Raw genomic sequence first — 25815 nt, 5'->3', positions numbered from 1 at the left:
CTTACTCACGCTCTTTTGGTAGCCCTTCGATATCGAGGAAGGCGACGACTCTCTCCCGCTCCCTCAGGGTGTCCTGATAGCCCAGCTTGATCAGCTGCTGGCAATAACCCGGATAGAACATCAAAAAGCTCGCCAGACTGCTGGTCTCATCCCCCTTCACGCCCAGCACCCGCAACAGGCGGCGCAACTTTAGCGGCAGTTTGCGCAGGTAGGCCAGTGCGATGGTGTCGAGATCCTGACTCGGTTTCAGCACGCAGGTCTCCACCCGTTTCAGCTTGAGGCGATTGCGCTCCCGCTCAGGGATAAGATCCAGAGTCTGGTTGATGCGCCACAGCCGCTCCAGATCGGAGTTGAGGGTGTCGGTAAAGACCGTATCGAGCAGATGGCTGGCGATATTGGAGCTGGTGAGATGGCCGTGGTGATGGGTCGGCGCCGAGTGCGCCGGCGGATCCAGGGTGATCAGCAGGATCCGCTCCGCACCCAGATGGATGGCGGGGCTGAGCGGGCTCAGCTGGTGGATGGATCCGTCGCCGTAGAACTTCTCGCCGATCCGGGTGGCCGGAAAGACGAAGGGCAACGCCGAGGAGGCGAGCAGATGATCAGATGTAAGCACGGTGCGTACCCCGCGCCGTCTGGCTCGCTCCCAAGGATGGTGGTCGGCCCGCCCCTGAAAGAAGGTGGTGGAGAGGCCGTCATCGTAATCCGATGCCGTGATGGCCAGCGCCTCCAGACTGCCGTAGAGGATGTTGTCATCGATGCGGTGATAGTCGATGAGCTGATCCAGCAGGCGGTGCAGTGGCGCGTTGTCAAAGAGGTGAAAGGCGTGGTTGGTGTGGGGGTTGATCAGCCCTGCCGACCCTTCGTACATCAACCGCCACAGCAGGCGCCCGGGGTGAAAATCGAAGATGTGGTGGGTCTCGAAGCGGCGCCAGACCCACTCCAGCTTGCGCACCCCCAGATGGAAGCAGGAGGCGTAGCAGGCCAGTGCGGTGACGTTGATGGCCCCCGCCGAGGTGCCGCAAAGGATGGGAAAAGGGATGCCGAGATTGCGCGGGTAGAGCTCCGCAATCGCTTTGAGGGCGCCGACCTGATAGGCGGCGCGAGCACCGCCACCGGTGAGCAACAACGCTGTATTGGGTCTGGCCATATGCTGGCGCCTTATCGTGTTCTGACAAGAATGTTCCCACTGACAAGTTAACTATAAGGCGCTGTATCAAATATAAAAACGGGCGCTTGCCCGTTTTTTTCATGGCCCCATGTCAAAGGGCGCGGTGAGGATTTTCCGGTCGCGCCAGCTGATCGAAGGCGGCGAATACCGGGGCGCTGGCGAGGATGCGACCGTGGCCCAGACCCCGGGTGCTCACCAGCCGGGTATGACCATCCTGACTGGCCCGCAAGGAATCGCCGTGCGGGGCAAATCTGTCCTCCTCGTCGTGCACTATCATCGCCGCGCCGCTGCGACTGGCGAGCCGCCCCAGCGGATCGACCGTGCTCAAGGGGTGCTGGTACTCCTGCTCAATCTCCTTGACCACCGCATCAAACAACCGGATGGAGTAGCCGGAGCGCGCCACCATGCCGTAGAGCTGGGGCACATAGTCGAGCACCGGTGAAATCAACAGCAGCGGCAGGGTATCGATACCCGGCTGACGGCTGGAGAGAGTGACGGCGCCTCCCATGCTATGGGCGATGACCCCGTGCAGCGGGCCTACTTCGCTGGCCAGCTTGGTCGCCAGCTCGTCGAAGGCGCGCACGAAACGGGGCAGGTGGCCAGTGTTGCCTGCGCTCTGGCCGTGGGCCGGATGATCGTAGGCAATGGCGGTGAAACCCTGCGCGGCGATATGGCTCATCAGCGGATAGAACTGGCTGGCGCTGCCGGACCAGCCGTGCATCAGCAGCCACAGTGGTCCCTGACCGAGCCGATAGCTCATTAATACCCCTTCGCTGGTATGGACGGCCTGCTTCACCAGACCGGCAGGTTCGTGGCCATTCCGCTGGTTGCGCTGGGGGGTGAGCAGCCACTTGCTGGCGGTACGTTTGGCATGGGTGGGGGCGAGTCTGTGGTGCAACCGGGTGCCGATCCCCAGCAGCCATTTGCTCGGGCTGAAGCGGCGGGTGTTGAAGTAGATCTTGCTGCTCATGGTCATCCTGTGGTTTTTATGTGCGAACGGTCGTGCTTTTTTGTTGGTTTTTAAAAATTAGTGTTGAACGGATGCCAAAACATCAGCGCCAGCTGCTCAGCAGAGCGTCCACTTCGGGCCAGAAGTGGCGGGCCTGATCCTGACACAGTTCGAGATCGTTGAACACCTGATCCGCCAGATAGAGGCCATAGAGGCGATAAACGGCGCGCCAGGGATCCATCTCCTGTCGCCACTCGCCTGCGGCCTGACCCTGCACCACCTGACGGGCCAGATAGTCGAGCCAGAAGCGCACCAGTTGCCGAGCGGCTTGTTGTACAGGGCTCTCTTGCTCATGGCCATCCTGCACCGAGGTCCAGGCGTCGAGGAACATGCAGCGTCCGGCGAAGCAGTGGTTCCAAGCCTGCCAGGCCCGCAGAAGGGCGATCAGCTTGTCGTGCTGGCTCTGGTGCTCCTGCTGGCGTACCGGCTGGATCACCCGCAGCCGGAAGACCTCGGCGGCGTACTCCAGCACGGCGATCTGCAGATTGTCGCGGGATTGAAAGTGGGCAAACAGGCCGCTTTTGGACATTTCGCAGGCGCTGGCCAGCGAGCCGATGGTCAGGCTCTCCAGCCCTTGCTGGCTCGCCTGCTCAAAGGCAGTCTGCAAAATGTTTTCCCGGGTCAGGCGCCCCTTGCTCATCACTCTCTCCTCGTTGGCGCTGGCAGCATAAAGTACGATCGTGCTAATTGTCGAGCAACAAATAGCCAGCATGGCTGGCTATGTCGTCTCGCGCGTGTCACTGCGCGCGGGGTTCAGCTCTCCTTGATATCGAGCTGTTGCAGGGCGATAACCGCCTGAGTGCGGTTCTTGACCCCGAGCTTGCGGAAAATGGCGGTGATATGCGCCTTGATGGTGGCTTCGGAGACGTTGAGCTCCCAGGCGATCTGTTTGTTGAGGCTGCCGTCGCGCAGCATGATCAGCACCTTGTACTGCTGGGGGGTGAGGCTGGCCAGCTTGCTGGCGAAATCGGGGCCGTCTTCCGATTCAGGATGGAGCGAGATGCCTTCCGGCACCCAGTTATCCCCCCCGATCACCGTATTGAGGGCGTTGACCAGCTCCTTCATCGGCACCGATTTGGGAATGAAGCCGAGCGCCCCGAGCCGCAGCACCTGCTGGATGATGGCCGCATCTTCCGAGGCGGAGACCACCACGATGGGCAGGTCGGGATACTGGCCGCGCAGGTGGGCCAGCCCCTCGAAGCCGTTGGCCCCCGGCATCTTGAGATCGAGCAGCAACAGGTCAACTTCGGGGTGCTCGCCGAGCAGGCTGGTCAGGCTGTCGATGGAGTCCGCTTCCAGCAATTGAGCGTCGTTGATGGCCATGTGCACCGCTTGGTAAAGGGCGCCCCGAAACAGGGGGTGGTCATCTGCGATGACGATGGTAAATTGGCTGTCCATATTTCGGTTAATGGCTCACATTGTTGCTAACTGATTGTTTTGAAAAATCAAACTAGCATCGCTCACCAAGAGGGTCAAACCCGCCGGTGCGCAAATGTGAAGCGACCATCGGATGTTTTGCCATCAGGGCAGATCGGCCGGTCGCAGGCAACTCATGCAGGAGGCAACAGATGGGATCCTTGGTATTGGCGGTGGGCACTGGCTCCACCTGGGCGATGCGGGCGGCACTGGTGCTCGCCATGAGCGGGTTGACGTGGCAGGAGCAGATGTTCGATCTGGAGGATGCCAAGTCGCTGGCGCGGCTCAAGCGGCTGGCACCGGCCGGTCTGGTGCCCTGGCTCGAACACGATAGCGTGCGGGTTCACGACTCGCTGGCCATCGCCGAATATGTTCACGAGCTCTGTCCCGACCGTCAGCTCTATCCGGTTTCGCTGGCCGAGCGGGCACTGGCTCGCAGCCTCTGCGCCGAGTTGCACGCGGGATTTCGGCAGATCCGTTCTCTGCTCCCCTTCTTTCTTGGGGCGCCAACCCGTATCGATCCCCCGGTGGAGGCGGTAGGTGAGCTGGCCCGTTTGCAGGAGATCTGGTCGCAGGCGCGGGGCCCCTTCTACTTTGGCGAGGCGGGCATTGTCGATGCCTTCTATGCCGTGATGGCCTATCGGCTGGCCAGCTACGGCATCCTGTTGCCCGGTCAGGCCGGAGCCTATCAGCAGGCGCTGCTCTCTTGGCCTCTGTGGCAGGAGACCCTGCTCAAGGCGCGGTTGCAGTGGCCGGTGGCAGCGCGCCAGTCACAGTGAACCGTGGCAGATAGATAAACGAGAGAGGGGAGCCAGTGGCTCCCCTCTCTGCTGCTGGTCAATGTGGCTTAAGGGTTACTTCTGCCGGCCGGCAAAGACCACCACCACCTTGTCATCCCCCTTCTCCCGCACAAAGGCGTAGGGGGCATCCGAGAGTTTCTGGTGGCTGCCTGCCGCAATGGCCGGATGGGCGGCGCGGAACTGGCCCAGTTGCTGCCAGTGCTTGACCAGCTCAGCCTTGTCTCCGCTGGCCAGCTCCTGCCAGTTCATGTCCGAGCGCAAGCCTTGATCGAAGACTCCGCCATCCTTGGCGAGCCCCCGGCCTGACTCGTCGCCATAGTAGAGCTGGATGCCGCCCGGCAGCAGCATAAAGCTGCTGGCAACCCGGCGCTGCAGCGGTACGTCCTGATAGTCGCCGAAGAACAGTTTGGTGTCGTGGGAGCTGATGTAGCTCAACACGTTGAACTCGGGATCCTGATTGATGCGGCTGGCGTAGCTGGTATAGGTGGGCTCGGCGCTGGCCATGCACTGGGCCTGTGACAGTGCGAACTCGCGCTGATAGTCGAAGTTGATCAGGGAATCGAAACCGTTCTGATACCAGAAATCCTTGGCTACCCCGTGATCCCACACCTCACCCACCATGTAGAAGGGCAGATTGTCGAGGGCCTTGCCCGGGTTGTTGGTCTTCCACTCCTTGAGCGCAGCGGTGCCCGCCTGTTTGAGCTTGGCCCACACCTCGGGCTCCAGATGCTTGACGGTGTCGGCGCGGAAGCCGTCGATGCCAAAGCGGCGCACCCAGTCGGTGTGCCAGGCGATCAGGTAGTCGCTCACGGTAGCGTCGGGTAGCGCCTTGGCGAGGGTATCCTTTTTCGCGGCCAGCAACGGCGGCAGCCCTACCGGTTTGGTCGATTCGGTGAGAAAGTCCGGCAGCCCCGCCACCGAGCCGGTGACATCGTCGGTGCCTGGCTGCGGGTAGCCGGGCAGACCGGCGCGCACCCAGTCACCGCTCCACCATTTGCTCCACGCGGGTGATTGATAGTCGATGAACTGGTTGTAGCCATGCCAGTTGAGGCCGCCGCTCGGGCGCCACTGGTTCCAGACTGTTGGCAGTTTGCTGCTTTTCTGGGTCAGTTCGGTGAGCCCGAGATCTTGCAGATCGGCGAGGGTGGCGTAACCGGCGTGGTTCATCACCACGTCGAGGATGATCCGCATGCCGCGCTTGTGGGCCTCGTCCACCAGGGTTTTCAGGCTCTCTTCATTGCCGTAGTTGGGGTCAATCTTGGTGAAGTCGAGCGCCCAGTAGCCGTGGTAGGCGTAGAAGGGGAAATTGCCCTGCTCGCCACCGCCGATAAAGCCGTGCACCTGCTCCACCATGGGGGTGATCCAGATGGCGTTCATGCCGAGGCTCTTGATGTAGTCGAGCTTCTCGGTCAGCCCCTTGAAGTCACCGCCGTGCCAGGTGGCTACCTCATCCTGACCATCCTTCTGGCGGCCGAAGCTGTGGTCGTTGGCGGGGTCGCCGTTGTGGAAGCGATCGGTCAGCAGGAAATAGACGCTCGCCTGATCCCAGCTGAACGGTGCTGGCTTGGCCGCCTTGACCGGTTCGAGCAGCAGCAGGCCACCGCTCTCTTTGCTCGGGGTCAGGGTCAGCTTGCCCTGTTTGACCACCGCCTCCTGTTTTGAGTAGGCATCCCTCAGTCGGGTGCCGTCGGGCCAGACCCCTTTGAGCGACACAGTGACCGGGCCGCCATCCCAGCTGATGCAGGGCTCTTCTGGTGGCTGGCGCTTGAACTCGCTCTTCTTGGTCGCCCGCAGCACCTTGAGGCTGGGGGTATCCGGGTTGAAGGTGAACTGATACTCCCCGGCCAGCATCACCCGCAGGGTAAAGCTCTGATCCTTGCTGCATTTGTCCATGGGCTGGGCGGTGCCGAAGGGGAGCGGCTTGCTCTCGCTCGGGCCAAAGCTGGTACCGCAACTGTTGTCTGCGTCGCTGATGCGGATCTGGTGGCTCCCCTTGGCAAGGGTGTGGGTCAGCTCCACCGTGCCCTTGTCCAGCGCGATCGGGGTCGCGACCGGTTGACCATCCACATAGAGGTGAACCTCGGGGGCGGCCATCGCCTGTGGGGTGAACAGAGGGGCGGCCAGCAGGGCGAGCCAGAGAGGGGATAAGTGATGAGCACGACGCATAAGCCATTCCTTGAGCAGGGCAGTTCGGACAAGGGCCCATTCTAGGAGCAGCAAAGCGCGCCTTGGATCGGCAAAATGCCGATTTGTGACTTCAGTTCAAATGGTTACGTTTTCAAGCCGAGGAAAGTGTGACGGAGAGGAGATGGGACGCTCTGTCGATAAAAATAGCGGCCATAAAAAATGCCGGTCAGGTGACCGGCATTTGGTGTGTCAGGCATCGTCGTCACATCAGACGGTGAAGAACTTGAAGTTGACGAAGGCCACCGCGATGAAGGAGGCAACCATGCCGCTGATGCAGAGCACAGCAGGGCGGATGGCTGGCCAGCGATGGGTCAGCAGAATGATGGCCAGCAGGGTCGGGTAGAGCCCGAACATGTAGCGCGGCATGGCGTTGAGGCCGGTCATCAGCGGGATGGTGCAGCAGATGAACATCAGGGTCGCTTCCGCCCAGCGCTTCTGACTGAACAGGTAACCGTTCAGGCACCAGCCGAAGATCACCATGATGGAGAGGTAAGCCTTGCGGCCGCCCAGCTCGAAACCGCTCAGCCACCAGTCCAGCGGGCTGTCCATGTAGCGACCCCAGGCCACCTGAATGTGCTTGAAGGCAAAGGCATCGCCGGTCAGATGATAGAGGTAGACCATGTAGGCGAACAGGCCAAACGGGATCATCCAGAGGGTGAACACCACCTTGAAGGCGCGCTCGGTAAAGCGGAAAAATTCCCGCCAGCCGTAGGCCTGCAGCGCCAGGATCAGCACCGGGAAGACCATCATCACCCCCAGGTTGCGGGTGGCGGAGATACAGACCCCCAGCACGGCCACCATCAGCCACTGCTCCCGATAGGCGAACAGGAACATCCCCAGCATCAGCGCCATAAAGGTCGACTCGGTATAACCGGAGACGAAGTAGGCGGAGAAGGGGGAGAAGGCGAGCAGCCAGACGCCGAAGCGGGCGGTATCGTCACCCAGCTTGAGCTGACGCAGCACCAGCAGCATCAGCGGCAAGCTGGCGAAGAAGGAGATATTGGTAACAATGATGAGGCCGATCAGGCTCTCGACATTGAACAGGTTGGAGATGGCACCGGAGACCATCGGATAGAGCGGCATAAAGGCCCAGTTGGCCGCATTGCCCTTGCTCAGCCAGCGCGGGTAGAGGTCGTAGCCGTTCTCGATGATGCGCTGGAACCAGACGCAGTCGAACTGACAATAGGCCTGCAGCGGGCCTATGTCGGGGGAACCATAGAGCTGGACACCGAAGTAGCCCATGCCATACAGCGCCACCCGGCTCAGCATGAAGGCGGCGATGATCATCAGCCAGTCACGGCCGCTGATGCGCAGTGAGGGGCGATAGGGGAGTGCAGCCCCGGTTAGCGGGGCAGTATTGGTCATATCATTCATCAGGCAAAAACCCAGACGCGAGAGAGAACGTAAGTGAGGACGGTAACGGTCAGGGTGGCGATGACCACCGGCAGCAGACCGGAGAGCCCCGCAAACAGCAGGCCGCTCAGGATCAGGTTACGCACCGCCAGCGAGAAGAGGGCAACCAGCAGAAACTTGCTGGCGGCTCCCTGCTTCTGGAAGGTGATGTAGCGGTGACCAAAGAAGGAGAACCAGAACGCGATGGCAAAAGCCAGCGTGGTAACCAGGTGCTCCGAGATGGTGGGCCAGGTATGAAACAGTGCGATGGAGGTGCCAAGGTCGACGAGGGTAGCCCCCCCGCCGACAAAACCGAAACGTACCAGCCGCCAGAATTCCTCGCGGGAGATCATTGAGGCGCTTGCTCCTGCTGCTCTTGCGGGTTGCTGTCAGCGCTCTGCGGTTTGGCCGCATCCTGCCTGGCATACTGGCCATAGACCCCTTCAATGAGGTAGACCGGGCGCTGTTTCACTTCCACGAACATGCGGCCGATGTACTCGCCGATGATGCCGAGCGACAGCAACTGGATACCGCCGAGGAACAGCACTACGGACATCAGGGAGGCGTAACCGGGCACGTCGATGCCGAAGAAGATCACCTGGGTGATGATTTTCAGGATATAGAGGAAGGCAACCAGCGAGACGCTGACACCCACATAGCTCCAGACCCGCAGCGGCCAGCTGGAGAAGCTGAGCAGACCGTCGAGCGCGAAGTTCCACAGTTTCCAGTAGTTGAATTTGGTTTCACCGGCGTGACGGGCCGGGCGCTCGTAGGGGACGCCAACGGCACGGAAACCGGCCCAGGCAAACAGCCCCTTCATAAAGCGGTTGCGCTCGGGCAGCAGCTTGATCGCCTCGACCACGCGACGGTCGATCAGGCGGAAGTCACCGGCGTTCTCCGGCAGCTTGGTGCTGGTGGAGAGGGCGTTGAAGAAGCGGTAGAAGCCACCGGCAGTCAGGCGCTTCATCGGGGTATCGGCGCTGCGATCGACGCGGATGCCGTAGACGGTGTCATAGTCACCGGTCTGCCACAGTTTTACGAACTCCAGGATCAGGGCGGGCGGGTCTTGCAGATCCACGTCCATCGGCACGATGGCATCCCCTTTGGCTTGATGCAGACCGGCGGTCAAGGCGGCTTCTTTACCGAAGTTGCGTGCCAGGTTGACCAGGGTCACGCGCGGATCGCGGGCGATGGCCTGCTCGACCACTTCACGGGTGCGGTCACGGCTGCCATCGTTGACGAATACAATTTCAAGCTGGTCTTTCAGCGGGGCCAGTTCGTTGTCTATCGCGTTGATGAAGGCATCGATGCTCTCTTCCTCGTTGTAAACGGGAACGACCAGAGAGAGTCGAAAATCTGGATGCGACATAAGAACGTCCTTATTTGGGATAGTTGTTTTTATAAAATGGTATTCGGGGCAAGGATCACTGGGCTACGGTCAAACGTACCGACTGCACATTGATGGGAGTTGGTGCCGAGAGCGCCAGAAAATTGGGGCGCTTGGGATCTGCCGTGAGTGAGTCGCCGGGCAGACTGAGGCGAATTTCGTTGATGCCCGCTTTGGCCAGTTTCACCGTGGTGGTGAAGTCGTGACCCAGCGCCACTTTCAACAGTGCACCGGCTTCCGGGCTGTTGATGCGGGCCTGTACGGTCAGCTGATCCGGATTGGCCGCCTGCTTGGGCAGCACAAAATAGAGGCCGCCCTGACCGCTGAGCAGGGTACCTTCGTCGCTCGGCTTCTTGGCCCAGCCTTCGCTGGAGAGGAAGCGGCTCGGCTTGGTCAGATTGAGTTCGTTACCAGGCTGATAGGTCATGCTGGAGTTGTGTTCCCAGAAGCGGGTTTTGCCTTCCAGATAATAGAGTTTGTAGGCCAGGCTCACGTTGGGGTGAGCAGCCAGATAGAGGGTGTAAAGATAAAAACCGCTTAACGCCAGAATGGCAGTCAAAAAACCGAACTTTTTGTACGTCATATCACTCTCTATGCCTGACAGAATGGGTAGGCCGATGTCGCGCATATGCTAATCCAATTGCAAAAAAAGCATAGTGGATCACAAAAAAATATTTGGTCACATATTAACCCCTTTTTACCCCTGTTCCAAACGTTGCTGTTTCCCGGTTAAACAGGTCTGGCGGGGCGCAGGTTGCCAGTAGTGCTCCGGCAGGGCAATTGGCAAATAGAAGCGCTTTGCTGCGTCATTTTCTAGCGGATGCGATAGTCATCTGGCTTCTATCGCCATTTTGCAGGGGGCGATTTATGATGACTCACTTATTCGTCAAGGATGACATATGAAGTGGATCTCTTGCTGTCTGTTGCTTGGATTATGGGCGCCAATGGCATTGGCCAGGGCCCTGTGTCCCGAGCCTATTCAGGTCGGTTACGATAACTGGCCACCCTACCATTATTACGAAGCCGACTCACCGCAAGAGGTGCGCGGTTATGCCGCCGAGGTGCTGACGGCTGTGCTCACTTCCATGCACTGCAAGGTCAACTATGTGGAGCTGCCCTGGAAGCGGGTACTGCACGAGATGGAGCATGGCGAGATAGACATGGCGATGGAGGCGAATATCAATGATGAGCGCGCCCGTTATGCCTGGTTTTCCGACTCCTACAACCCGGGGCGCACCTTGCTGTGGATCCGCAAGGGCAGCCACTATCCCGAACAGGATCTGACGAGCTGGCTGGCCAGTGGTTACTCCCTCGGTGTCACCAAAGAGTACTTCTATGGTGATGAAGTGATGTCGCTGCTCGCTCGCTATGCCAAACAGGTGAGTGCGGTGAGCGACCAGCAAAATTTTGAGAAGCTGGCCCGCGGGCGGATCGACGGTTTCCTTGGTGACATGCTGGCTACCCCCAGCGCCCTTAACAAGGAGGGGATGAGCGGTCTGTTCACCAGCCATCCCATGGTGGTATCTGAATCGCCGAGCTTCTTTATGTTGGGCAAACGCAGTTTTTCGCCGCAGTTCTTGCAACAATTTAATCAGGCGTTGGCGCGGTTCAAGGAGACAGATGCGTATGACATTATCTGGCAGCGTTATGCCCCCGGGCGCTAGCAAAGTATTGGCCGTTCACGCATCATGAGCGGCCTGAGCATCGGGTCTGCTTGTCAGGCCTGACAGAGTGAACAAACCGTTTTGAGGTACCCATGGGGATGAAGTATTGGCTGGCCCTTGCCAATCTGGTGTGGCTGGGATGTTTGCCCGCTGGCGCGGTACATGCGACCGAAGCACAAGTTGTGGTGGCGGCCAGTGAAACCGGACACGACTGGTATCAGGGCAGTCAGGCCGAACAGGCCCGTGTCGAGCTGGAGCAGCAGTTGCAAGAGGCTGTGCTTGCCCAGCTGCATCCCGATTTTTTCACGTTGTGGAAGCGTTTGCAGGCCACCCCTGCAGACAAGCGTGGTGCCATCTATGACGACATTTTTACCAAGCTGAGCCGTTTCCAGCACGCCTGGCGGGGGATGGATCTGGTCTCGCGCGAGCAGATGAAGACCCTCAAGCTCGATTTGAACCGCCCTGTGGTGACCCAACCCAGCGATGATGACCTGCTCACCCAGGTGAAATCCCTGCGACCTCAGGTGGCGGAATACGAGGCGGTGCGGGCCAAAGTGCACAAACTGCTGGCGATGCCGATGGCCAGCAAGTGGCCAACCCTCGATATGCCGACCCTGCGTGCCGGAGAGAGCTCCGCCGAACTCGGCCAAATCCGCGCCATGCTCAACGAGCTGGGCGACAGCGCCCCGAGCCATGGTGATCAGATTTACGATGGTGATACCGAGCAGGCCATCAAGCAGTTCCAGCGTCGTCACGGTCTCACCGCGGACGGCATCATCGGCCGTCAAACCCGCTCCTGGCTCAATACCGGCCCGCAAGTGCGCGCCAGCCTGCTGCTGCGCAACCTGTGGCGTCGAGATCTGGTGGATCAACTCGCCGGGGGCCGCTACGTGTTGGTCAATATTCCCGACTACCGCCTGAGCGTGGTGGAGTCCGGCAACGAGGTATTCACCAGCCGGGTCATCGTCGGCAAGGAGCAGCGCGCCACTCCCATTCTGGCCAGCGAAATTCGCTCCATCGTGCTCAATCCCTCCTGGCATGTGCCGCGCTCCATCCTGAGCAAGGACATCCTGCCCAAGCTGGGTCGGGATCCCGCGTACCTGAGTCGCGAGCAGTTCGAGGTGATCGACAGTGAGGGCAATCCGGTGCAGTTCACCGAAGAGGGGTGGCATCAGGCGCTGGCCGCCGGTTTCCCCTATCGCCTGCGGCAAAAGCCGGGGGATCACAATGCCCTGGGGCGCTACAAGTTCTACCTGCCCAACAATGACGCCATCTATCTGCACTCCACCCCGCGCAAGGCGCTGTTCGAGCAGGGGGCGCGCGCCTTCAGTTCGGGCTGCATCCGGGTGGAACATGCGGACGATCTGGCCGAACTGTTGCTGGCAGATTCCCGCTATCAGCCGGACAAGGTGGCCAATATCCTCAAGGAGAGCCAGACCAAATGGTTGCCGCTCACCACGCCGATCCCGGTCTTTACCGTCTACTGGAGCAGCTGGATCGACGAAAATGGTCGCCAGCAACTGCGCAACGACATCTACGGATTTGATCGGGTCAGCTTCCAGAGCCGCCTGCTGTGATCCTTGCCACAGAGTGAAAAGCCCGGCCTGTGCCGGGCTTTTCTATGGGCGATTGAGGTTTGACAGGGCCCCCCGCCGGAGGGTAGTTTCAAGCGCCTGTATCACATTCAATCAGTGATCTTATTCAACTATTTTCGCTTGAATCTGCGATGGACGAACCCCTTATGCTGGAACAAGAGATAAGTCGACGTCGCCTGTTGTTGGGAGCCGGTTGCCTGCTGGGCAGCTCGCTGATCTCCTTCCCTGCACTGGCCAGCCGCAGTACCACCGGGCGTGAACTCAGTTTCTTCAATCTCAATACCGGCGAGCGGGTGCGCGCCAGCTATTGGGAGAACGGCCACTATCTGAGCGACGGGTTGGCCGAGCTCAACCACATCTTCCGCGATTACCGGCGCAACGAAGTGTTCAACATCGACAAGAAGTTGTTTGATCAGCTGTTTCTGTTGCAGCACAAGCTGGGTCGGCGCAGTGAAATCCAGCTGATCTCCGGCTATCGCGCCCCGGCCACCAATCGCCAAAAGCGCCACAAGAGCCGTGGCGTGGCCAAGCACAGCTACCACACCCTGGGACAGGCGGTGGATGTGCGGATCCCCGGCGTACAGCTGGCCCATCTGCGCAAGGCGGCGCTCCAGCTCAAGGTGGGTGGGGTTGGTTACTATCCTCGTGATAACTTCGTTCACCTCGATACCGGCCCGGTGCGCAGCTGGTAAAGGGGATGGCAAGCTGCCAAGCTCTTCCCACCAGAGAGGAGATAGCGATGAAAAAGATAGTGATTGGCGGCCTGATCGCCCTGTTGTTGACCGGTTGCAGCAAGCTCAACCGTGAAAATTACGACCAGTTGAAGATGGGGATGAGTTACGCCGAGGCCAGCACCATTCTGGGCAAGGCGGAGCGTTGTGATGATGCCTTGGGCACTACCAGCTGCCTCTGGGGCGGGGAAGGGAAGAACATCAAGATCCGCTTTATCGCCGACAAGGCAACCTTCTTCAGCTCGGAAGGGATTAACTGAGTCGTAGAACGTCCATGAAAAAAGCGCCGCTCGGACGCTTTTTTGTTGCTCGCAATCCAACCCGCCTCGCCAGAAGCTGGCGTACTCAGTGGGTCGCGTACTGGTAGTTGAAGGTGGGCAGACCCCACTTGAAGCGTACCGCCAGCAGCCGCAGTACAAAGCCGATCCCGATGGAACCGAACGCGGCCCAGTTGGTCGGCAAGCCCTGATCCAGCGCCAGACAGTAGAGGGCTGCGGTGATCAGCGAAATGGCTGCATAGAGCTCGCGACGAAATACCAGTGGAATGCGCTGGCAGAGCAGATCCCGCAGCACCCCGCCAAAGACCCCGGTCACTACCGCCATGATGCACGCAATACCGGCGCCGTGGCCCATATCCAGCGCTCGGGCCGCACCGAAGATGGAGAAGACCACCAGTCCCAGGGCATCAAGGGCCATGAACAGCTTGCCGAGATAGCGCATCATGGGGGCGGAGACCACACCCGCCATCGCGGCTGCGGCAACCAGCAGCACGTATTCCGGATGCTCAATCCAGAGCAGCGGATAGTGGCCCAGCAGCACATCGCGGATGGTGCCACCACCGATGGCCGTCGCCGAGGCGATGATCACCACACCAAACAGATCCATCCGTCGCCGACCCGCGGCCAGCGCGCCGGTCATCCCTTCGGCCACCAGGCCCACCAAGAAGAGTGCATGTAACATGAGATATCCCAGGGAACGAGAAAGGCCAGAATCCTACCAACTCGTGTCATATGGGACAAGCTATCGAATGTATGCATTAATTTAATTCATGCTAAATGCGAAAAAGGCACCGTTTCGGGTGCCTTTTTCTAATCAATGTTCAAGGGTTAGCGCCCCAGCTGCTCCTGCCGGTAGTGATCGACCCACATGGCGGTGGCACCACAGATGGCAACTGGCATCACGAAGAGGTTCACCACCGGAATGGCGGAGAAGAGGGTCACCAAAGCGCCGAAGCTCAGACACTTGCCACGGCGTTGCTTCAAGGCGTCACGCATGGTGATAAAGTCGATCTTGTGGTTGTCGAACGGATAATCCACATACTGGATCGCCATCATCCAGGCGCTGAACAGGAACCAGAGCACAGGCGCCAGGGTCTGGCCCACCACAGGGATCAGAAACAGGATGAGGCAGCCGATGGCCTTGGGCAGGTAATACTTCAGCTTGGTCCATTCGCGGCCGAAGGTACGTGGCACATCCTTGACGATATCCAGCATGCCGCTGTCATTGGCGGGCTGACCGGTGAGGATCTGCTCCACCTTCTCCGCCAGCAGGCCGTTGAAGGGGGCGGCTACCCAGTTGGCGACCGAGCTGAAGATAAAGGAGAAGACCACCAGGATAGTGATGAGGGCGATGGGCCACAGCAGGTAGTCCAGCCAGTCGAGCCAGGCGGGGATCTGCTGATGGAGCCAGGCGAACAGGCCGTCCAGTTGCAGCAACAGGGCATAGAAGGCCCCGGCAAACAGCACGAAGTTGACCAGCAGGGGGATCAGCACAAAAGTGCGGATGCCCGGTTGGCGAATAAGGGAAAAACCGCGCAGAAAGTAGTCTGCACCGCTGATTGAATCTTTGACCATATGGGGTGATTGGCTCATGTGAGCTCCATCTATGCATGGGAGAACTGCCAGCATATTACAAACAAGCCTTTGATTTGGTAAAGTCGCCGACTATTCCTTATTTCGTGCCGTGGCGACTGAAAATCGGGCATTGAATGGGGATGATGCCTGCATATTACAAACAAAGCCGGGTCTGGATTTGGTAAAGTCACCTGCCCGCATCCTCTTTATTTAGCCACTGATACAGGTCGCCATGCGTCTGAAACTGATCAAACTCGCCGGCTTCAAGTCGTTCGTCGAGCCGACCCGCATCGAACTGTCGGCAGACATGACCGCCGTGGTGGGCCCCAATGGCTGTGGCAAATCCAACGTCATCGACGCGGTGCGCTGGGTGCTGGGGGAGAGTTCCGCTCGCCATCTGCGCGGTGAGAACATGACCGATGTCATCTTCAACGGCTCTATCAATCGCAGTGCGCACGGGCGCGCCTCGGTCGAGCTGGTGTTCGACAATCCCCACAACCGGGTGCCCGGCGAGTTCGGTCGCTTTACCGAGATCTCGGTGCGCCGTGAAGTGCTGCGCGATGGCTCCAATCACTATCAGATCAACGGTCAGAAGTGCCGCCGCAAGGATGTGACCGACCTTTTCCTCGGCACCGGTCTTGGCCCCCGCAGCTACGCCATCATCGAGCAGGGCACCGTCAGCCGACTGGTGGAGTCACGTCCGGCCGATCTCAAGCTCTTTATGGAAGAGGCCGCCGGGGTCTCCCGCTACAAGGAGCGGCGCCGCGAGACCGAGCAGCGCATTCGCCATACTCAGGAGAATCTGGAGCGCCTCGGCGATATTCGCGGCGAGCTGGGTTCGCGCCTTGACCACCTCAAAGCCCAGGCCGAAACGGCCGAGCGCTACAAACAGCTCAAGAGTCGTTCGCGCGCAGCTCGCGCCGAGCTGATTGGCTCCGAGTTGTGGGCGCTGGAGACGCGCCTTGGCGAGGCTAAAACCGAACTGGCGCAGGCCGAGCAGGCGCTGGCGGCACTCGATGCCAAGCGCACCGCCGATGAGGGGCGCCACGTCACCCTGTCGGTCGCCAGACAAGAGGCGCAAGCCGAGCAGGCGAGCCGTCAGCAACAGATTTTTCTTGGTGGGCAAGCTATCGCCCGCCTCGAACAACAGCAACTGCACCAGAGTGAACTGGGGCGCGACTGGCAGGCCCGTGCAGAGGCGCTCGGTGAGCGGATCGCCACTCGCAAGGCGCAGCTGGCCAGCCAGCAGGATCAACTGACCGAAGGGGGATTGCGCGTCGAGCAGGAGAGCGCCCGGCTGGAGCAGTGTGAGCAGTTGCTCACCGAGCAGCAGGAGGCCCGCCAGCACGCCAGCGAGCAGCTGGAACAGGCCCGTCTGCGCCAGCAGCAGTGGCAGCAACAGTTGGCCGGGTTGCAGGGCCAGCTCAACCAGACCCGTACCCGGTTGGGTGGTTTGCAGGAGTTGCAAGCCAAGACCCGGCTGGCCCGCCTCAAGCTGGAAGATGAACGTGCTGGCCCCCTCGGTACAGAGGCCGATGACCTGCAACCGGCCCTCGATGCCCTGAGTGGTGAGCTGGAGCTGACGCGGGCGGCCAATGGTGAGCTGACCGAGCAGCTGGCGCAGGAGGTCGACGCCCATGAACAACTCAAGCAGCAGCATAGCCAGCAGTTGAGCCTGCAGCGGGAGTTGGAGGCGCGGCTGGCGACGCTGGATCAGATCCTCGGGGAGCAGATGGAAGGGGCGACCCTGGCGGATCGACTGCAGGTTGCCCCCGAGTGGGCACAGGCACTCGACAAGGTGCTGGGTCGCTGGCTCACCGCAACGCCGGCGGACGAGTGCAATCTGGCGCAAGAGGGGCTCTGGATTGGCCCGGCGCAACCGGCGGTTGCCGGTACCCTGGCGGCGCAACTGGGCGGCGAGCACATTCCCGCCTTCCTCAATGCCATCTGGCTGGTGGAGAGCCGGGAAGCCGCATTGGCCCGCCAACCAAGCCTTGCGGCCGGTGAGTCGGTACTGACTCCTGCTGGCGACTGGCTGGGGCCAAACTGGGCTGATTTGGGACAGGGTGCGGCGCTCGGCACCATGGCGCTGCTCGGTGAGCGTGAGCGGTTGCATACCGAGCAGGATAAGGTTGCCGCGGGGCAGGCACAGCTGAGTGAGCAACTTGTCTCAGCCGATGCCCGGCGCGCCCAGCTTGCCAGTGCGCAGGAGTTGTCGCAGCGAACCTTGCGCGAGCAAGAGCAGAAATGGCAACAACTGCGCGAAGCCTGGAGCCTGCAACAGGGTCAGCGGCAGGAGCGGTTGCTGCGGCTCGGTCAGCTTGGCGAAGAGCTGAGTCGGCTCGATCAGGTGCAGGCCGAAGAGGCAGAGCGACTGGCCAGCGCCCGTGAACAACTGGAACTCGATGAGGCACGCCTTGCCGAGTTGCAAGAGCAGGGGGAGCCGCTGACGCAAGGGGTGCAGGTCGCTCAGGATCAGCTGACCCGCTGCGAGCGGGCGGTTGACGAGGCCCGTGTGCGCCGCGAGCAGCAGCAAGTGGCCTGCCAGCGTTTGCAACTGGAGCTGGGCAATCTGCGCCAACTCATTACCCTGGGTGAAGAGGAGCTGGCGAGGCTCGGGCTGGAGCTGGCCGGGCTGAAAGGGCCGGATAGCGAGGCAGTGCCGGATCTGGCGCCCCTGCTGGCCGAGCAGCGCAATCTGGAGGCGCAGCAGCTCGCCTGCCATCAACGGCTTGCGGAGCTGGAGCGCCAGCTCGGTGAGCTGGAGCAGGCCAGAAGTGCCGATCACAAGCAGCTAGTGACGTTGCAGGAGAAGCTGGCAACCCTGCGCCTTGAGCGCGAACGTAACCTCACCCGTCGACAGGGGCTGCACGAGCAGTTCGAAGAGTTGGGGGTTCGACTGGTAGATCTCGATCTGGCGGTGTTGATCGCTGCTGATCGCAGCAAGCTGCGGCAGGAGATCCAGACGCTGGAGGCGCAAGTGGAGGCGCTCGGCGCCATCAACCTGGCGGCACTGGAGGAGTACGAAGAGGCGAAAACCCGGGCAACCTACCTCGAAAATCAGTGTCAGGATCTCGAGCAAGCGCTGGAAACCTTGAGCCAAGCCATTAAAAGAATTGATAAAGAGACACAAATACGGTTCCGGGACACTTTCGATAAGGTCAACGAAGATTTAAAATCCCTGTTTCCGAAAGTGTTCGGTGGGGGCAGTGCCTGGCTTGAGCTTACCTCCGATGATCTTTTGGAGGCCGGAGTGAGCATCATGGCGAGACCTCCGGGTAAGAAGAATGCTACCATTGCCCTGCTTTCCGGGGGGGAGAAGGCGTTAACCGCGCTTGCGCTGGTTTTTGCCATCTTCAGACTCAACCCAGCACCTTTTTGTCTGCTGGATGAGGTGGATGCACCGCTCGATGAAGTGAACGTCGGTCGCTTCTGTTCTCTTGTCAAAGAGATGTCGAGCACAGTACAGTTCGTTTACATCAGTCATAATAAGGTCTCCATGGAGATGGCTGAGCAGCTGGTTGGCGTCACGATGCAAGAGCCCGGGGTTTCTCGCATTGTGTCGGTCGATATCGGTGAAGCCGTCGCTTTGGCTGAGCAAAACTAGAAAGAGAAGCAGCTAATGCAGGAATTGCGTTACATCTTGGTTGCCCTGGGCGGTATTGCTATTGCGGCATTGCTCATTCACGGGTTGTGGAGCAACAAAAAGAATCGTCAGGCACCGATCAAAGAGAAACCGATTGGACGGATGGACTCCAAGTCGCGGGATCGTGATAACGACGCCTTCGACAGCGATGGCATCGGCCAGGTACGCGTGGTCAGTGGTGGTCGTCGTGCCGAGCCCAAGCTGCGCAGTGAAGAGAGCCGCCAGCCGGAACTCGGTCGTCGCCCTGCCGTCCCCGCCTTTGATGATGAAGATGACGAGGACGATCTGCCGCCGCCCGTAGTGCGCAAGCCTGCTGCCCGCCCGGTTCCGCCGCCTCCTGTCTATGAAGAGGAAACATTCGACGAACCGCTGCCCGAGGAGATCGACGAGGTGCCCGCCGCGCCGGTGCGCAAACCTGCTCAGGTCAATCGTCGTACCCCGGTCTACCGTTCCCGTCCCCAGCGCGAGCCCATGATGCAGTCGCTGGACGACGAGCCGCTGGTCGAGCCCGCTTACGCGACCGCCCCGACTTTTGGTGCCCGTGCAGAGACAGTCCGTACCGCCGACACCGTGCGTGCCGAACCGGTGCGTGCACCCGAGCCGGAATATCAGCCGCAGCCCCGTCATGTGGTTCCCGAGCCTGTTTATGAAGAGCCGGCCTATGTGGCACCTGCTCCTGTGGTGGAAGAGCCGCGCATGGCCCCCCAGCCGGTCGAGAAGATCTGGCAGGATGTCTATGTCATCAACCTGATGGGCCGTCCGGGTCACGACTTGCAAGGTGCAACCCTGCTCTCATCCCTGATGGCGCTGGGCTTCAAGTTTGGCGAGATGGATATTTTCCACCGTCACGAAGATCCTAACGGTAAGGGTGAGGTGCTCTTCTCCATGATCAACATGGTCAAGCCAGGCACCTTCAATCCGTACCGGATGGAACAGTTCACCACGCCGGGTGTCTCCTTGTTCATGCAACTGCCGCTGCGCAGCAATGCCGCGTTTGCCTTCGAGGACATGCTGCAGGCTGCCGATCAGCTGGCCAGCGATCTCGATGCCATGCTGACCGATATGGATCGCAGCCCGCTGAGCGACGAGACCATTGCCCGTTACCGTCACGAGCTGGCTGCCTACGAGGCCAGTCGCGACTAATACGCCATGCGGGTCGAGTGAAGAAAAAGTGCGGTACCCTGGTACCGCATTTTTGTTTCTACCCCGGCCGTATGTTCAATCACACTTCGAGACTTTTTCATGAGCGACACCCTCTCCCGCCACCGTCAATTGTGTGAACTGCTTACCGAATATGGTCACCAGTACTATGTGCTGGATAACCCTACAGTGCCGGATGCCGAATACGATCGCCTGATGCGCGAGTTGATTGCGCTGGAGGCCGAGCATCCCGAGCTGAAAACACCGGCGTCACCCAGCGTGCGGGTCGGCGGCCAGCCGCTGACCGCCTTCAAACAGGTGCGCCACGAGATCCCCATGCTCAGTCTGGACAACGTCTTTAGCAGCGAAGAGTTGCAGGCGTTCGAACAACGGATGAGCGATCGCCTCAAGCGTGACGTGCGTTTCACCTTCTGCTGCGAGCCCAAGCTCGACGGTCTGGCGGTGAGCCTGCTCTATGTAAATGGTCAGCTGGTGCAGGCGGCCACCCGGGGCGATGGCGCCACCGGTGAGGAGATCACCGAGAACGTGCGCACCATCAAGGCCATTCCGCTCGCGCTGCGTGGCACTGGCTGGCCAGAGCGGCTGGAGGTGCGTGGCGAAGTCTTTATGCCCAAGGCCGGTTTCGAGGCGATGAACGCCAAGGCGCTGGCAGCGGGCGAGAAGGTGTTCGTCAACCCGCGCAACGCCGCCGCCGGCAGCCTGCGTCAACTCGATTCACGCATCACCGCCAGCCGCCCCCTGAGCTTTTACGCTTACGGTGTCGGTGTTGGCGGCGAGCTGCTCGGTGACTCTCACTTTGGTCGCCTCAATCAGCTCAAGGAGTGGGGGCTGCCGCTTAGTCCCGAGGTGAAGCTCAAAGAGGGGGCCGCCGGTTGTCAGGCGTTCCACGACGACATTCTGGCCCGCCGTGGCGAGCTCCCTTACGAGATCGACGGCGTGGTCTACAAGGTGGATGCTATCGCTCTGCAAGAGGAGCTCGGCTTTGTGGCCCGCGCCCCGCGCTGGGCGACCGCCCACAAGTTCCCGGCACAGGAGGAGATGACCCTGCTTGAGAACGTCGAGTTTCAGGTCGGCCGCACCGGCGCCGTGACCCCGGTCGCCAAGCTTAAACCTGTGTTTGTCGGCGGCGTGACCGTCTCCAACGCCACCTTGCACAATGCTGACGAGATTGAGCGCCTCGGCGTGATGATTGGCGATACCGTGATCGTGCGCCGGGCAGGGGATGTGATCCCGCAGATCGTCGCCGTGGTGGAGGCGCAGCGCCCAAGCGATGCCCGCGCGATCCTCTTCCCGACCGAGTGTCCTGTCTGTGGTTCTGCGGTGGAGCGGCTGGAAGGGGAAGCGGTTGCCCGCTGCTCCGGCGGCCTGTTCTGCGAGGCGCAGCGCAAGGAGGCGATCAAGCACTTCGCCGCCCGTCGCGCCATGGATGTGGACGGCCTTGGCGACAAGATTGTCGAGCAGCTGGTAGACAAGGAGCTAGTGAAGACTCCCGCTGATCTCTTCAGCCTCAATGCCATCCAGCTGGCCGGTCTTGAGCGGATGGGGCAAAAATCGGCCCTCAATCTGGTAGCCGCCATCGATGCTGCGCGCAGTACCACCTTGCCGCGCTTCCTGTTTGCTCTGGGGATCCGCGAAGTAGGGGAGGCGACTGCGCTCAACCTTGCCAACCACTTCCTCACCCTGGATGCCCTGCGCGCAGCTTCGGTGGAGCAACTGCTCGAAGTGGCCGACGTGGGCGATGTTGTGGCCAAGCATGTCTACTACTTCTTGCGTCAGCCGCACAACGTGGAGGTGCTGGAAGCCTTGCTGGCTGCCGGCATCCACTGGCCGGCCATCGAGAAGAAAGAGGCCGCGGAGCAACCCTTTGCCGGCAAGACCTTCGTGCTGACCGGCACCCTGACCACCTTGTCGCGCAACGACGCCAAGGCGGCATTGCAGGCGCTGGGGGCCAAGGTGGCGGGTTCGGTATCTGCCAAGACCGATGTGCTGGTCGCGGGGGAAGCGGCCGGCTCCAAGCTGACCAAGGCGCAGGAGCTCGGCATTACCATCTGGACCGAAGAGGAGCTGCAACAGGCGTTGCAGGGCTGATAGCTCTCACCAAGCCTGCTAACCGCAGCACCTGATAAAAGAGAACCCGGCATGGCCGGGTTCTCTTTTTTTGTTTCGGCGGTCACTCACGCCAGAGGATCTTGTGGCGCCATTTGTCGGGTACTGTGAGTTGCCAGCGGGCCAGCTCGCTCTTGCTGAAGACATATTCGCCGCGCAGGGCCGCGCGCGGGGAGATGGTACGGGGCAGGGTGCCCGCCAGTATGGTGTTGATGAGGCTGGCTGCCTGTATCCCCTGATCGTGGCCGTCCAGCACCAGCCCGCCGATGGCCATCCCCTTGCCGACGGTAAACTCCCAGAAACAGAAGAGCGGCACCGGCGTGTTGGCGCTGGTCCACTCCAGAACCGTCTTTTCGCTCACATGCTTGCCATTGTCATCGACCAGCGTGTGGTAGAGGCCGAGGAAGATTGCCTGATAGCCGTTCTTCTTGGCGTTGAGCACTGCCTCCTGCCAGAGGCTGTAATCCCCCATCAGCTGGCTGTTGATCCTGGTCTGGCCGACCCGCAGCTCGGTCTGGGTCTTGAATTCATCCTCGATGGCAGTGAGGGCCACATTGCTGGAATCAAACAGCACCAGCGCCTTGTCGAGCCCCCCCATCATCTGACTTATTTCGCTGATGTTGCGTTTGAGCAGGGGGCGCTCCAGCACGCCGGTGATCTTGGGGTGGCCGACAAAGCCTTTGAGGCGCGGGTTCTCGTTCATGCCAAGAAATACCACTGGAGTGCCCAGCGAGGCGATCTCGTTGGCCAGATAGTTGATGGCGTTGTCATCCCCCAGTACCACCAGATCCGGTTTGCTCTTCAGATAAAAGGCGATGGCTTGCTGGGCTATTTCGTCGAACTTCTCCCGTGGATGGCGTTTGGTGTCCATATAGAAGTGAGTGATCTTGTGTTCCCCCTGCAAGCCATCGAGCAGCCCTTTGTTGTAGCTTTGGTCCCACAGGTATTCGGGATGGTAGCTGCTGATCACCAGAATGTTGGCGGCCCAGAGCGGCAGAGAGAGGGTGGATAGCAGTAGCAATAGCAGGGAGGTGCGCATGGGTTGTCCCTTGTCGAGGGGGAGAGAGTTCTTGTTCAGTATGGGCGGTTTTGGTTGGCGCTGTCATCTCGAAACCGGTGCGGCGGGGGGCGATTTTTTTCGGATGGGCGGATCGGACGCCAGCCCGCACCCTGCTTGAGGTTGGATTTGAATGGAGCTCTTTTCGGTTGGTCGTGAACTGTCCCGCTCGCTGAAAAACCTGTTCTGGATCAAGAAATGAGGCTTCGCTTTGGTGCCTAATAGACACCACATATAGGGACGCATTCGTTTTTAATCCCTATATGTTGTGTTATTAAGCTGTGTATAAGCTGTTCCCCTCCTATCTTCAGCCCAGGCTTGTCAAGCCTCGGCTGAATTTATTTGCGTCCAGGACGAGATGCCGGGAGGGGGGCCCAACAAGGGTGAGCCAGAGGCAAATGCCTGGCCTTTTAACGGGGAAAATTCATGAAACCGGTTGTGATCAAACGTGACGGATGTCGCGCACCATTCAATGCCCAGCTGATTGCAGAGGCGGTCAGCCGAGCGGCGGAAGCGGTCAATCAGGCCAATCCGGCACTCGCCTCCCGCATTGCCAATGCGGTGAGTCAGGAGCTGGAAGGGCGTGGTGAAGTTGATATCCACGAGATCCAGAACCGGGTCGAAAACCACCTGATGGCTTCCGACGACAAGGCCATCGCCCGTGCCTATATCGAATATCGCCACGACAGGGATCAGGCCCGCGAGGCGCGCGGCCGTCTGGCGCAGGAGATCCGCGGTCTGGTCGAGCAGACCAACGCCGCCCTGCTCAACGAGAATGCCAACAAAGACTCCAAAGTGATCCCGACCCAGCGCGACCTGCTGGCCGGTATCGTCGCCAAGCACTATGCCACCAGCCACATGCTGCCCCGTGATGTGGTTCAGGCTCATGAGAGCGGTGATCTGCACTTCCACGATCTCGACTACTCGCCTTTCTTCCCGATGTTCAACTGCATGTTGATCGATCTGAAAGGGATGCTGACCCACGGCTTCAAGATGGGCAATGCGGAGATCGATACCCCGAAATCCATCAGCACCGCCACTGCCGTGACCGCCCAGATCATCGCTCAGGTGGCGAGCCACATCTATGGCGGCACCACCATCAACCGCATCGACGAAGTGCTGGCACCCTATGTGACCATCAGCTGGCAGAAACACCGTGAAGTGGCCGAAGAGTGGGGCATTGCCGACGTAGAAGCCTACGCCATGGCTCGCACCGAGAAAGAGTGTTACGACGCCTTCCAGTCGCTGGAGTACGAAGTCAACACCCTGCACACCGCCAACGGTCAGACGCCGTTCGTCACCTTCGGCTTTGGCTTGGGGGACAGCTGGGAGTCGCGGATGATCCAGCGCGCCATCCTCAGCAACCGCATAGCCGGTCTTGGCAAGAACAAGAAGACCGCCGTGTTCCCGAAACTGGTGTTCGCCATCAAGGATGGCCTCAACCACAAGCAGGGCGATCCCAACTACGACATCAAGCAACTGGCGCTGGAGTGTGCCTCCAAGCGGATGTATCCGGACATCCTCAACTACGACCAGGTCGTGAAAGTGACCGGCTCCTTCAAGACCCCCATGGGTTGCCGCTCCTTCCTCGGTGCCTACGAGGAGAATGGCGAGCTGATCCACGAAGGTCGCAACAACCTGGGGGTGGTGAGCCTCAACCTGCCGCGCATTGCCCTGAAATCCCGTGACGAAGCGGATTTCTGGGATCGTCTCGATGCCTCCCTGCGGGTCGCCAAGAAGGCGCTGATGTACCGCATCACCCGTCTGGACGGGGTGAAAGCGCGGGTTGCTCCGATCCTCTATATGGAAGGGGCTTGCGGCGTACGCCTCAAGGCGGACGACAACGTCAGCGAGATCTTCAAGAACGGTCGTGCCTCCATTTCCCTCGGTTATATCGGGGTTCACGAGACCATCAACGCCCTGTTTGGTGACAACGTGCACCTGTTTGACAGCGCCGAGCTGCAACAGAAGGCCATCGCCATCATCGCCCGTCTCAGGGCGGCCATTGACGAGTGGAAAGAGGAGACTGGCTACGGCTTCAGCCTCTACTCCACCCCGAGCGAGAACCTCTGCACCCGTTTCTGCCGCATCGATGCCAAAGAGTTTGGCGTGGTATCCGGCGTGACCGACAAGGGTTACTACACCAACAGCTTCCACCTCGATGTGGAGAAGCAGGTCAACCCGTACGACAAGCTGGACTTCGAGGCTCCCTATCCGCCCATCGCCAGCGGCGGTTTCATCTGCTACGGCGAGTACCCCAACATCCAGCACAACCTGGAAGCGCTCGAAAACGTCTGGGATTACAGCTATGACAAGGTGCCCTACTACGGTACCAACACCCCCATCGACGAGTGCTACGACTGCGGTTTTACCGGCGAGTTCGAGTGTACCTCCAAGGGCTTCACCTGCCCGCGCTGCGGTAACCATGACCCCGCCAAGGTGTCGGTGACCCGCCGTGTCTGCGGCTACCTCGGCAGCCCGGATGCGCGCCCCTTCAATGCGGGCAAGCAGGAAGAGGTGAAGCGCCGCGTCAAACATATGTAAGCGCACAAGCGATGAAGAGCTGGCCCCTGACTCAAGGGGCCATTTTCATTGGAGGGCGGCAACCATGCCGCCTTCCCGTGAACGAGGCAGGAAACAAGC

At 60.3% G+C, this 25815-nt stretch carries 21 protein-coding genes; 9 read left to right on the top strand and 12 right to left on the bottom strand.

Annotated elements, in window-relative coordinates:
• Nucleotide 1: 1 nt before the first annotated feature.
• From WBR25_RS15295 to WBR25_RS15280, 4 genes are all read right to left on the bottom strand, one after another.
• Nucleotides 2-1147, bottom strand: a complete 1146-nt coding sequence (locus WBR25_RS15295) for a patatin-like phospholipase family protein (protein WP_362774865.1) — start codon at nt 1145-1147, stop codon at nt 2-4.
• 112 nt (nt 1148-1259) lie between these two features.
• A complete protein-coding gene (locus tag WBR25_RS15290) occupies nt 1260-2138 on the bottom strand; it encodes an alpha/beta hydrolase (protein WP_479748529.1) in 879 nt (292 codons plus the stop codon).
• Between the two features lie 82 nt (nt 2139-2220).
• Nucleotides 2221-2817, bottom strand: coding sequence for a TetR/AcrR family transcriptional regulator (locus WBR25_RS15285; RefSeq protein ID WP_479748527.1), 597 nt, complete (start codon nt 2815-2817; stop codon nt 2221-2223).
• Between the two features lie 113 nt (nt 2818-2930).
• Nucleotides 2931-3575, bottom strand: coding sequence for a response regulator (locus tag WBR25_RS15280; RefSeq protein WP_005338467.1), 645 nt, complete (start codon nt 3573-3575; stop codon nt 2931-2933).
• A 170-nt stretch (nt 3576-3745) separates the two neighbouring features.
• On the opposite strand from WBR25_RS15280, the gene WBR25_RS15275 reads away from it, so the two are divergent.
• Nucleotides 3746-4372 (top strand): glutathione S-transferase, encoded by a 627-nt coding sequence (locus tag WBR25_RS15275; RefSeq protein WP_193859562.1) that lies wholly within the window; start codon nt 3746-3748, stop codon nt 4370-4372.
• Nucleotides 4373-4447: 75 nt separating this feature from the next.
• Here the strand turns inward: WBR25_RS15275 and WBR25_RS15270 are convergent, their stop codons facing one another.
• The 5 genes from WBR25_RS15270 to WBR25_RS15250 form a co-directional block, all read right to left on the bottom strand.
• Nucleotides 4448-6559, bottom strand: a complete 2112-nt coding sequence (locus tag WBR25_RS15270) for an alpha-amylase (protein WP_479748525.1) — start codon at nt 6557-6559, stop codon at nt 4448-4450.
• Between the two features lie 228 nt (nt 6560-6787).
• A complete protein-coding gene (locus tag WBR25_RS15265) occupies nt 6788-7954 on the bottom strand; it encodes a hypothetical protein (RefSeq protein WP_005338464.1) in 1167 nt (388 codons plus the stop codon).
• Complete coding sequence (locus WBR25_RS15260) at nt 7954-8325, bottom strand: GtrA family protein (RefSeq protein ID WP_005338463.1); 372 nt, start codon at nt 8323-8325, stop codon at nt 7954-7956. The genes WBR25_RS15265 and WBR25_RS15260 overlap by 1 nt, the downstream gene beginning before the upstream one ends.
• Nucleotides 8322-9341 carry a glycosyltransferase family 2 protein gene (locus tag WBR25_RS15255; RefSeq protein ID WP_274160680.1) on the bottom strand — a complete coding sequence of 340 codons (1020 nt, stop codon included), beginning with the start codon at nt 9339-9341 and terminating at the stop codon, nt 8322-8324. The genes WBR25_RS15260 and WBR25_RS15255 overlap by 4 nt, the downstream gene beginning before the upstream one ends.
• A gap of 55 nt (nt 9342-9396) precedes the next feature.
• Entirely contained in the window at nt 9397-9942 is a 546-nt protein-coding gene (locus WBR25_RS15250; protein WP_041202288.1) for a hypothetical protein, read from the bottom strand.
• A 316-nt stretch (nt 9943-10258) separates the two neighbouring features.
• On the opposite strand from WBR25_RS15250, the gene WBR25_RS15245 reads away from it, so the two are divergent.
• The 4 genes from WBR25_RS15245 to WBR25_RS15230 all read left to right on the top strand — a co-directional run bounded on the left by WBR25_RS15245 (nt 10259) and on the right by WBR25_RS15230 (nt 13609).
• Nucleotides 10259-11023 carry a substrate-binding periplasmic protein gene (locus WBR25_RS15245; protein ID WP_069526272.1) on the top strand — a complete coding sequence of 255 codons (765 nt, stop codon included), beginning with the start codon at nt 10259-10261 and terminating at the stop codon, nt 11021-11023.
• 92 nt (nt 11024-11115) lie between these two features.
• Complete coding sequence (locus WBR25_RS15240; RefSeq protein WP_005358830.1) at nt 11116-12600, top strand: L,D-transpeptidase family protein; 1485 nt, start codon at nt 11116-11118, stop codon at nt 12598-12600.
• A 164-nt stretch (nt 12601-12764) separates the two neighbouring features.
• Nucleotides 12765-13310: a peptidoglycan L,D-endopeptidase MepK gene (gene mepK, locus WBR25_RS15235; RefSeq protein WP_005338458.1), complete on the top strand. Its 546-nt coding sequence runs from the start codon at nt 12765-12767 to the stop codon at nt 13308-13310.
• A gap of 47 nt (nt 13311-13357) precedes the next feature.
• Nucleotides 13358-13609 (top strand): lipoprotein, encoded by a 252-nt coding sequence (locus tag WBR25_RS15230; RefSeq protein WP_005338457.1) that lies wholly within the window; start codon nt 13358-13360, stop codon nt 13607-13609.
• Nucleotides 13610-13694: 85 nt separating this feature from the next.
• Here the strand turns inward: WBR25_RS15230 and WBR25_RS15225 are convergent, their stop codons facing one another.
• Both WBR25_RS15225 and cysZ read right to left on the bottom strand, forming a co-directional pair.
• Nucleotides 13695-14309 carry a trimeric intracellular cation channel family protein gene (locus tag WBR25_RS15225; RefSeq protein ID WP_179903337.1) on the bottom strand — a complete coding sequence of 205 codons (615 nt, stop codon included), beginning with the start codon at nt 14307-14309 and terminating at the stop codon, nt 13695-13697.
• A 146-nt stretch (nt 14310-14455) separates the two neighbouring features.
• Entirely contained in the window at nt 14456-15220 is a 765-nt protein-coding gene (gene cysZ / locus WBR25_RS15220; protein ID WP_005338455.1) for a sulfate transporter CysZ, read from the bottom strand.
• A 214-nt stretch (nt 15221-15434) separates the two neighbouring features.
• Here cysZ and WBR25_RS15215 point away from each other — a divergent pair, with 214 nt between their 5' ends.
• The 3 genes from WBR25_RS15215 (at nt 15435) to ligA (ending at nt 22097) form a co-directional block, all read left to right on the top strand.
• The gene (locus WBR25_RS15215; RefSeq protein WP_479748521.1) at nt 15435-18809 is read left to right on the top strand and encodes an AAA family ATPase; all 3375 of its coding nucleotides are present in this window, start codon (nt 15435-15437) and stop codon (nt 18807-18809) included.
• A gap of 15 nt (nt 18810-18824) precedes the next feature.
• On the top strand, nt 18825-19991 hold the full coding sequence (gene zipA, locus WBR25_RS15210; RefSeq protein WP_479748520.1) for a cell division protein ZipA: 1167 nt from the start codon (nt 18825-18827) through the stop codon (nt 19989-19991).
• A 99-nt stretch (nt 19992-20090) separates the two neighbouring features.
• Nucleotides 20091-22097 carry an NAD-dependent DNA ligase LigA gene (gene ligA / locus WBR25_RS15205; RefSeq protein WP_479748518.1) on the top strand — a complete coding sequence of 669 codons (2007 nt, stop codon included), beginning with the start codon at nt 20091-20093 and terminating at the stop codon, nt 22095-22097.
• An 82-nt stretch (nt 22098-22179) separates the two neighbouring features.
• Here ligA and WBR25_RS15200 read toward each other — a convergent pair whose 3' ends face one another.
• Nucleotides 22180-23154, bottom strand: coding sequence for an ABC transporter substrate-binding protein (locus tag WBR25_RS15200; protein WP_005338444.1), 975 nt, complete (start codon nt 23152-23154; stop codon nt 22180-22182).
• A gap of 444 nt (nt 23155-23598) precedes the next feature.
• Between WBR25_RS15200 and nrdD the strand changes: the two genes are divergently transcribed.
• Entirely contained in the window at nt 23599-25716 is a 2118-nt protein-coding gene (gene nrdD / locus WBR25_RS15195; RefSeq protein ID WP_479748516.1) for an anaerobic ribonucleoside-triphosphate reductase, read from the top strand.
• The last annotated feature ends 99 nt before the right edge of the window (nt 25717-25815 follow it).

Source organism: Aeromonas sp. MTB (assembly GCF_056632455.1).
The sequence above is the reverse complement of the archived record's forward strand: the minus strand, read 5'-3'. Positions and strand labels throughout refer to the sequence as shown.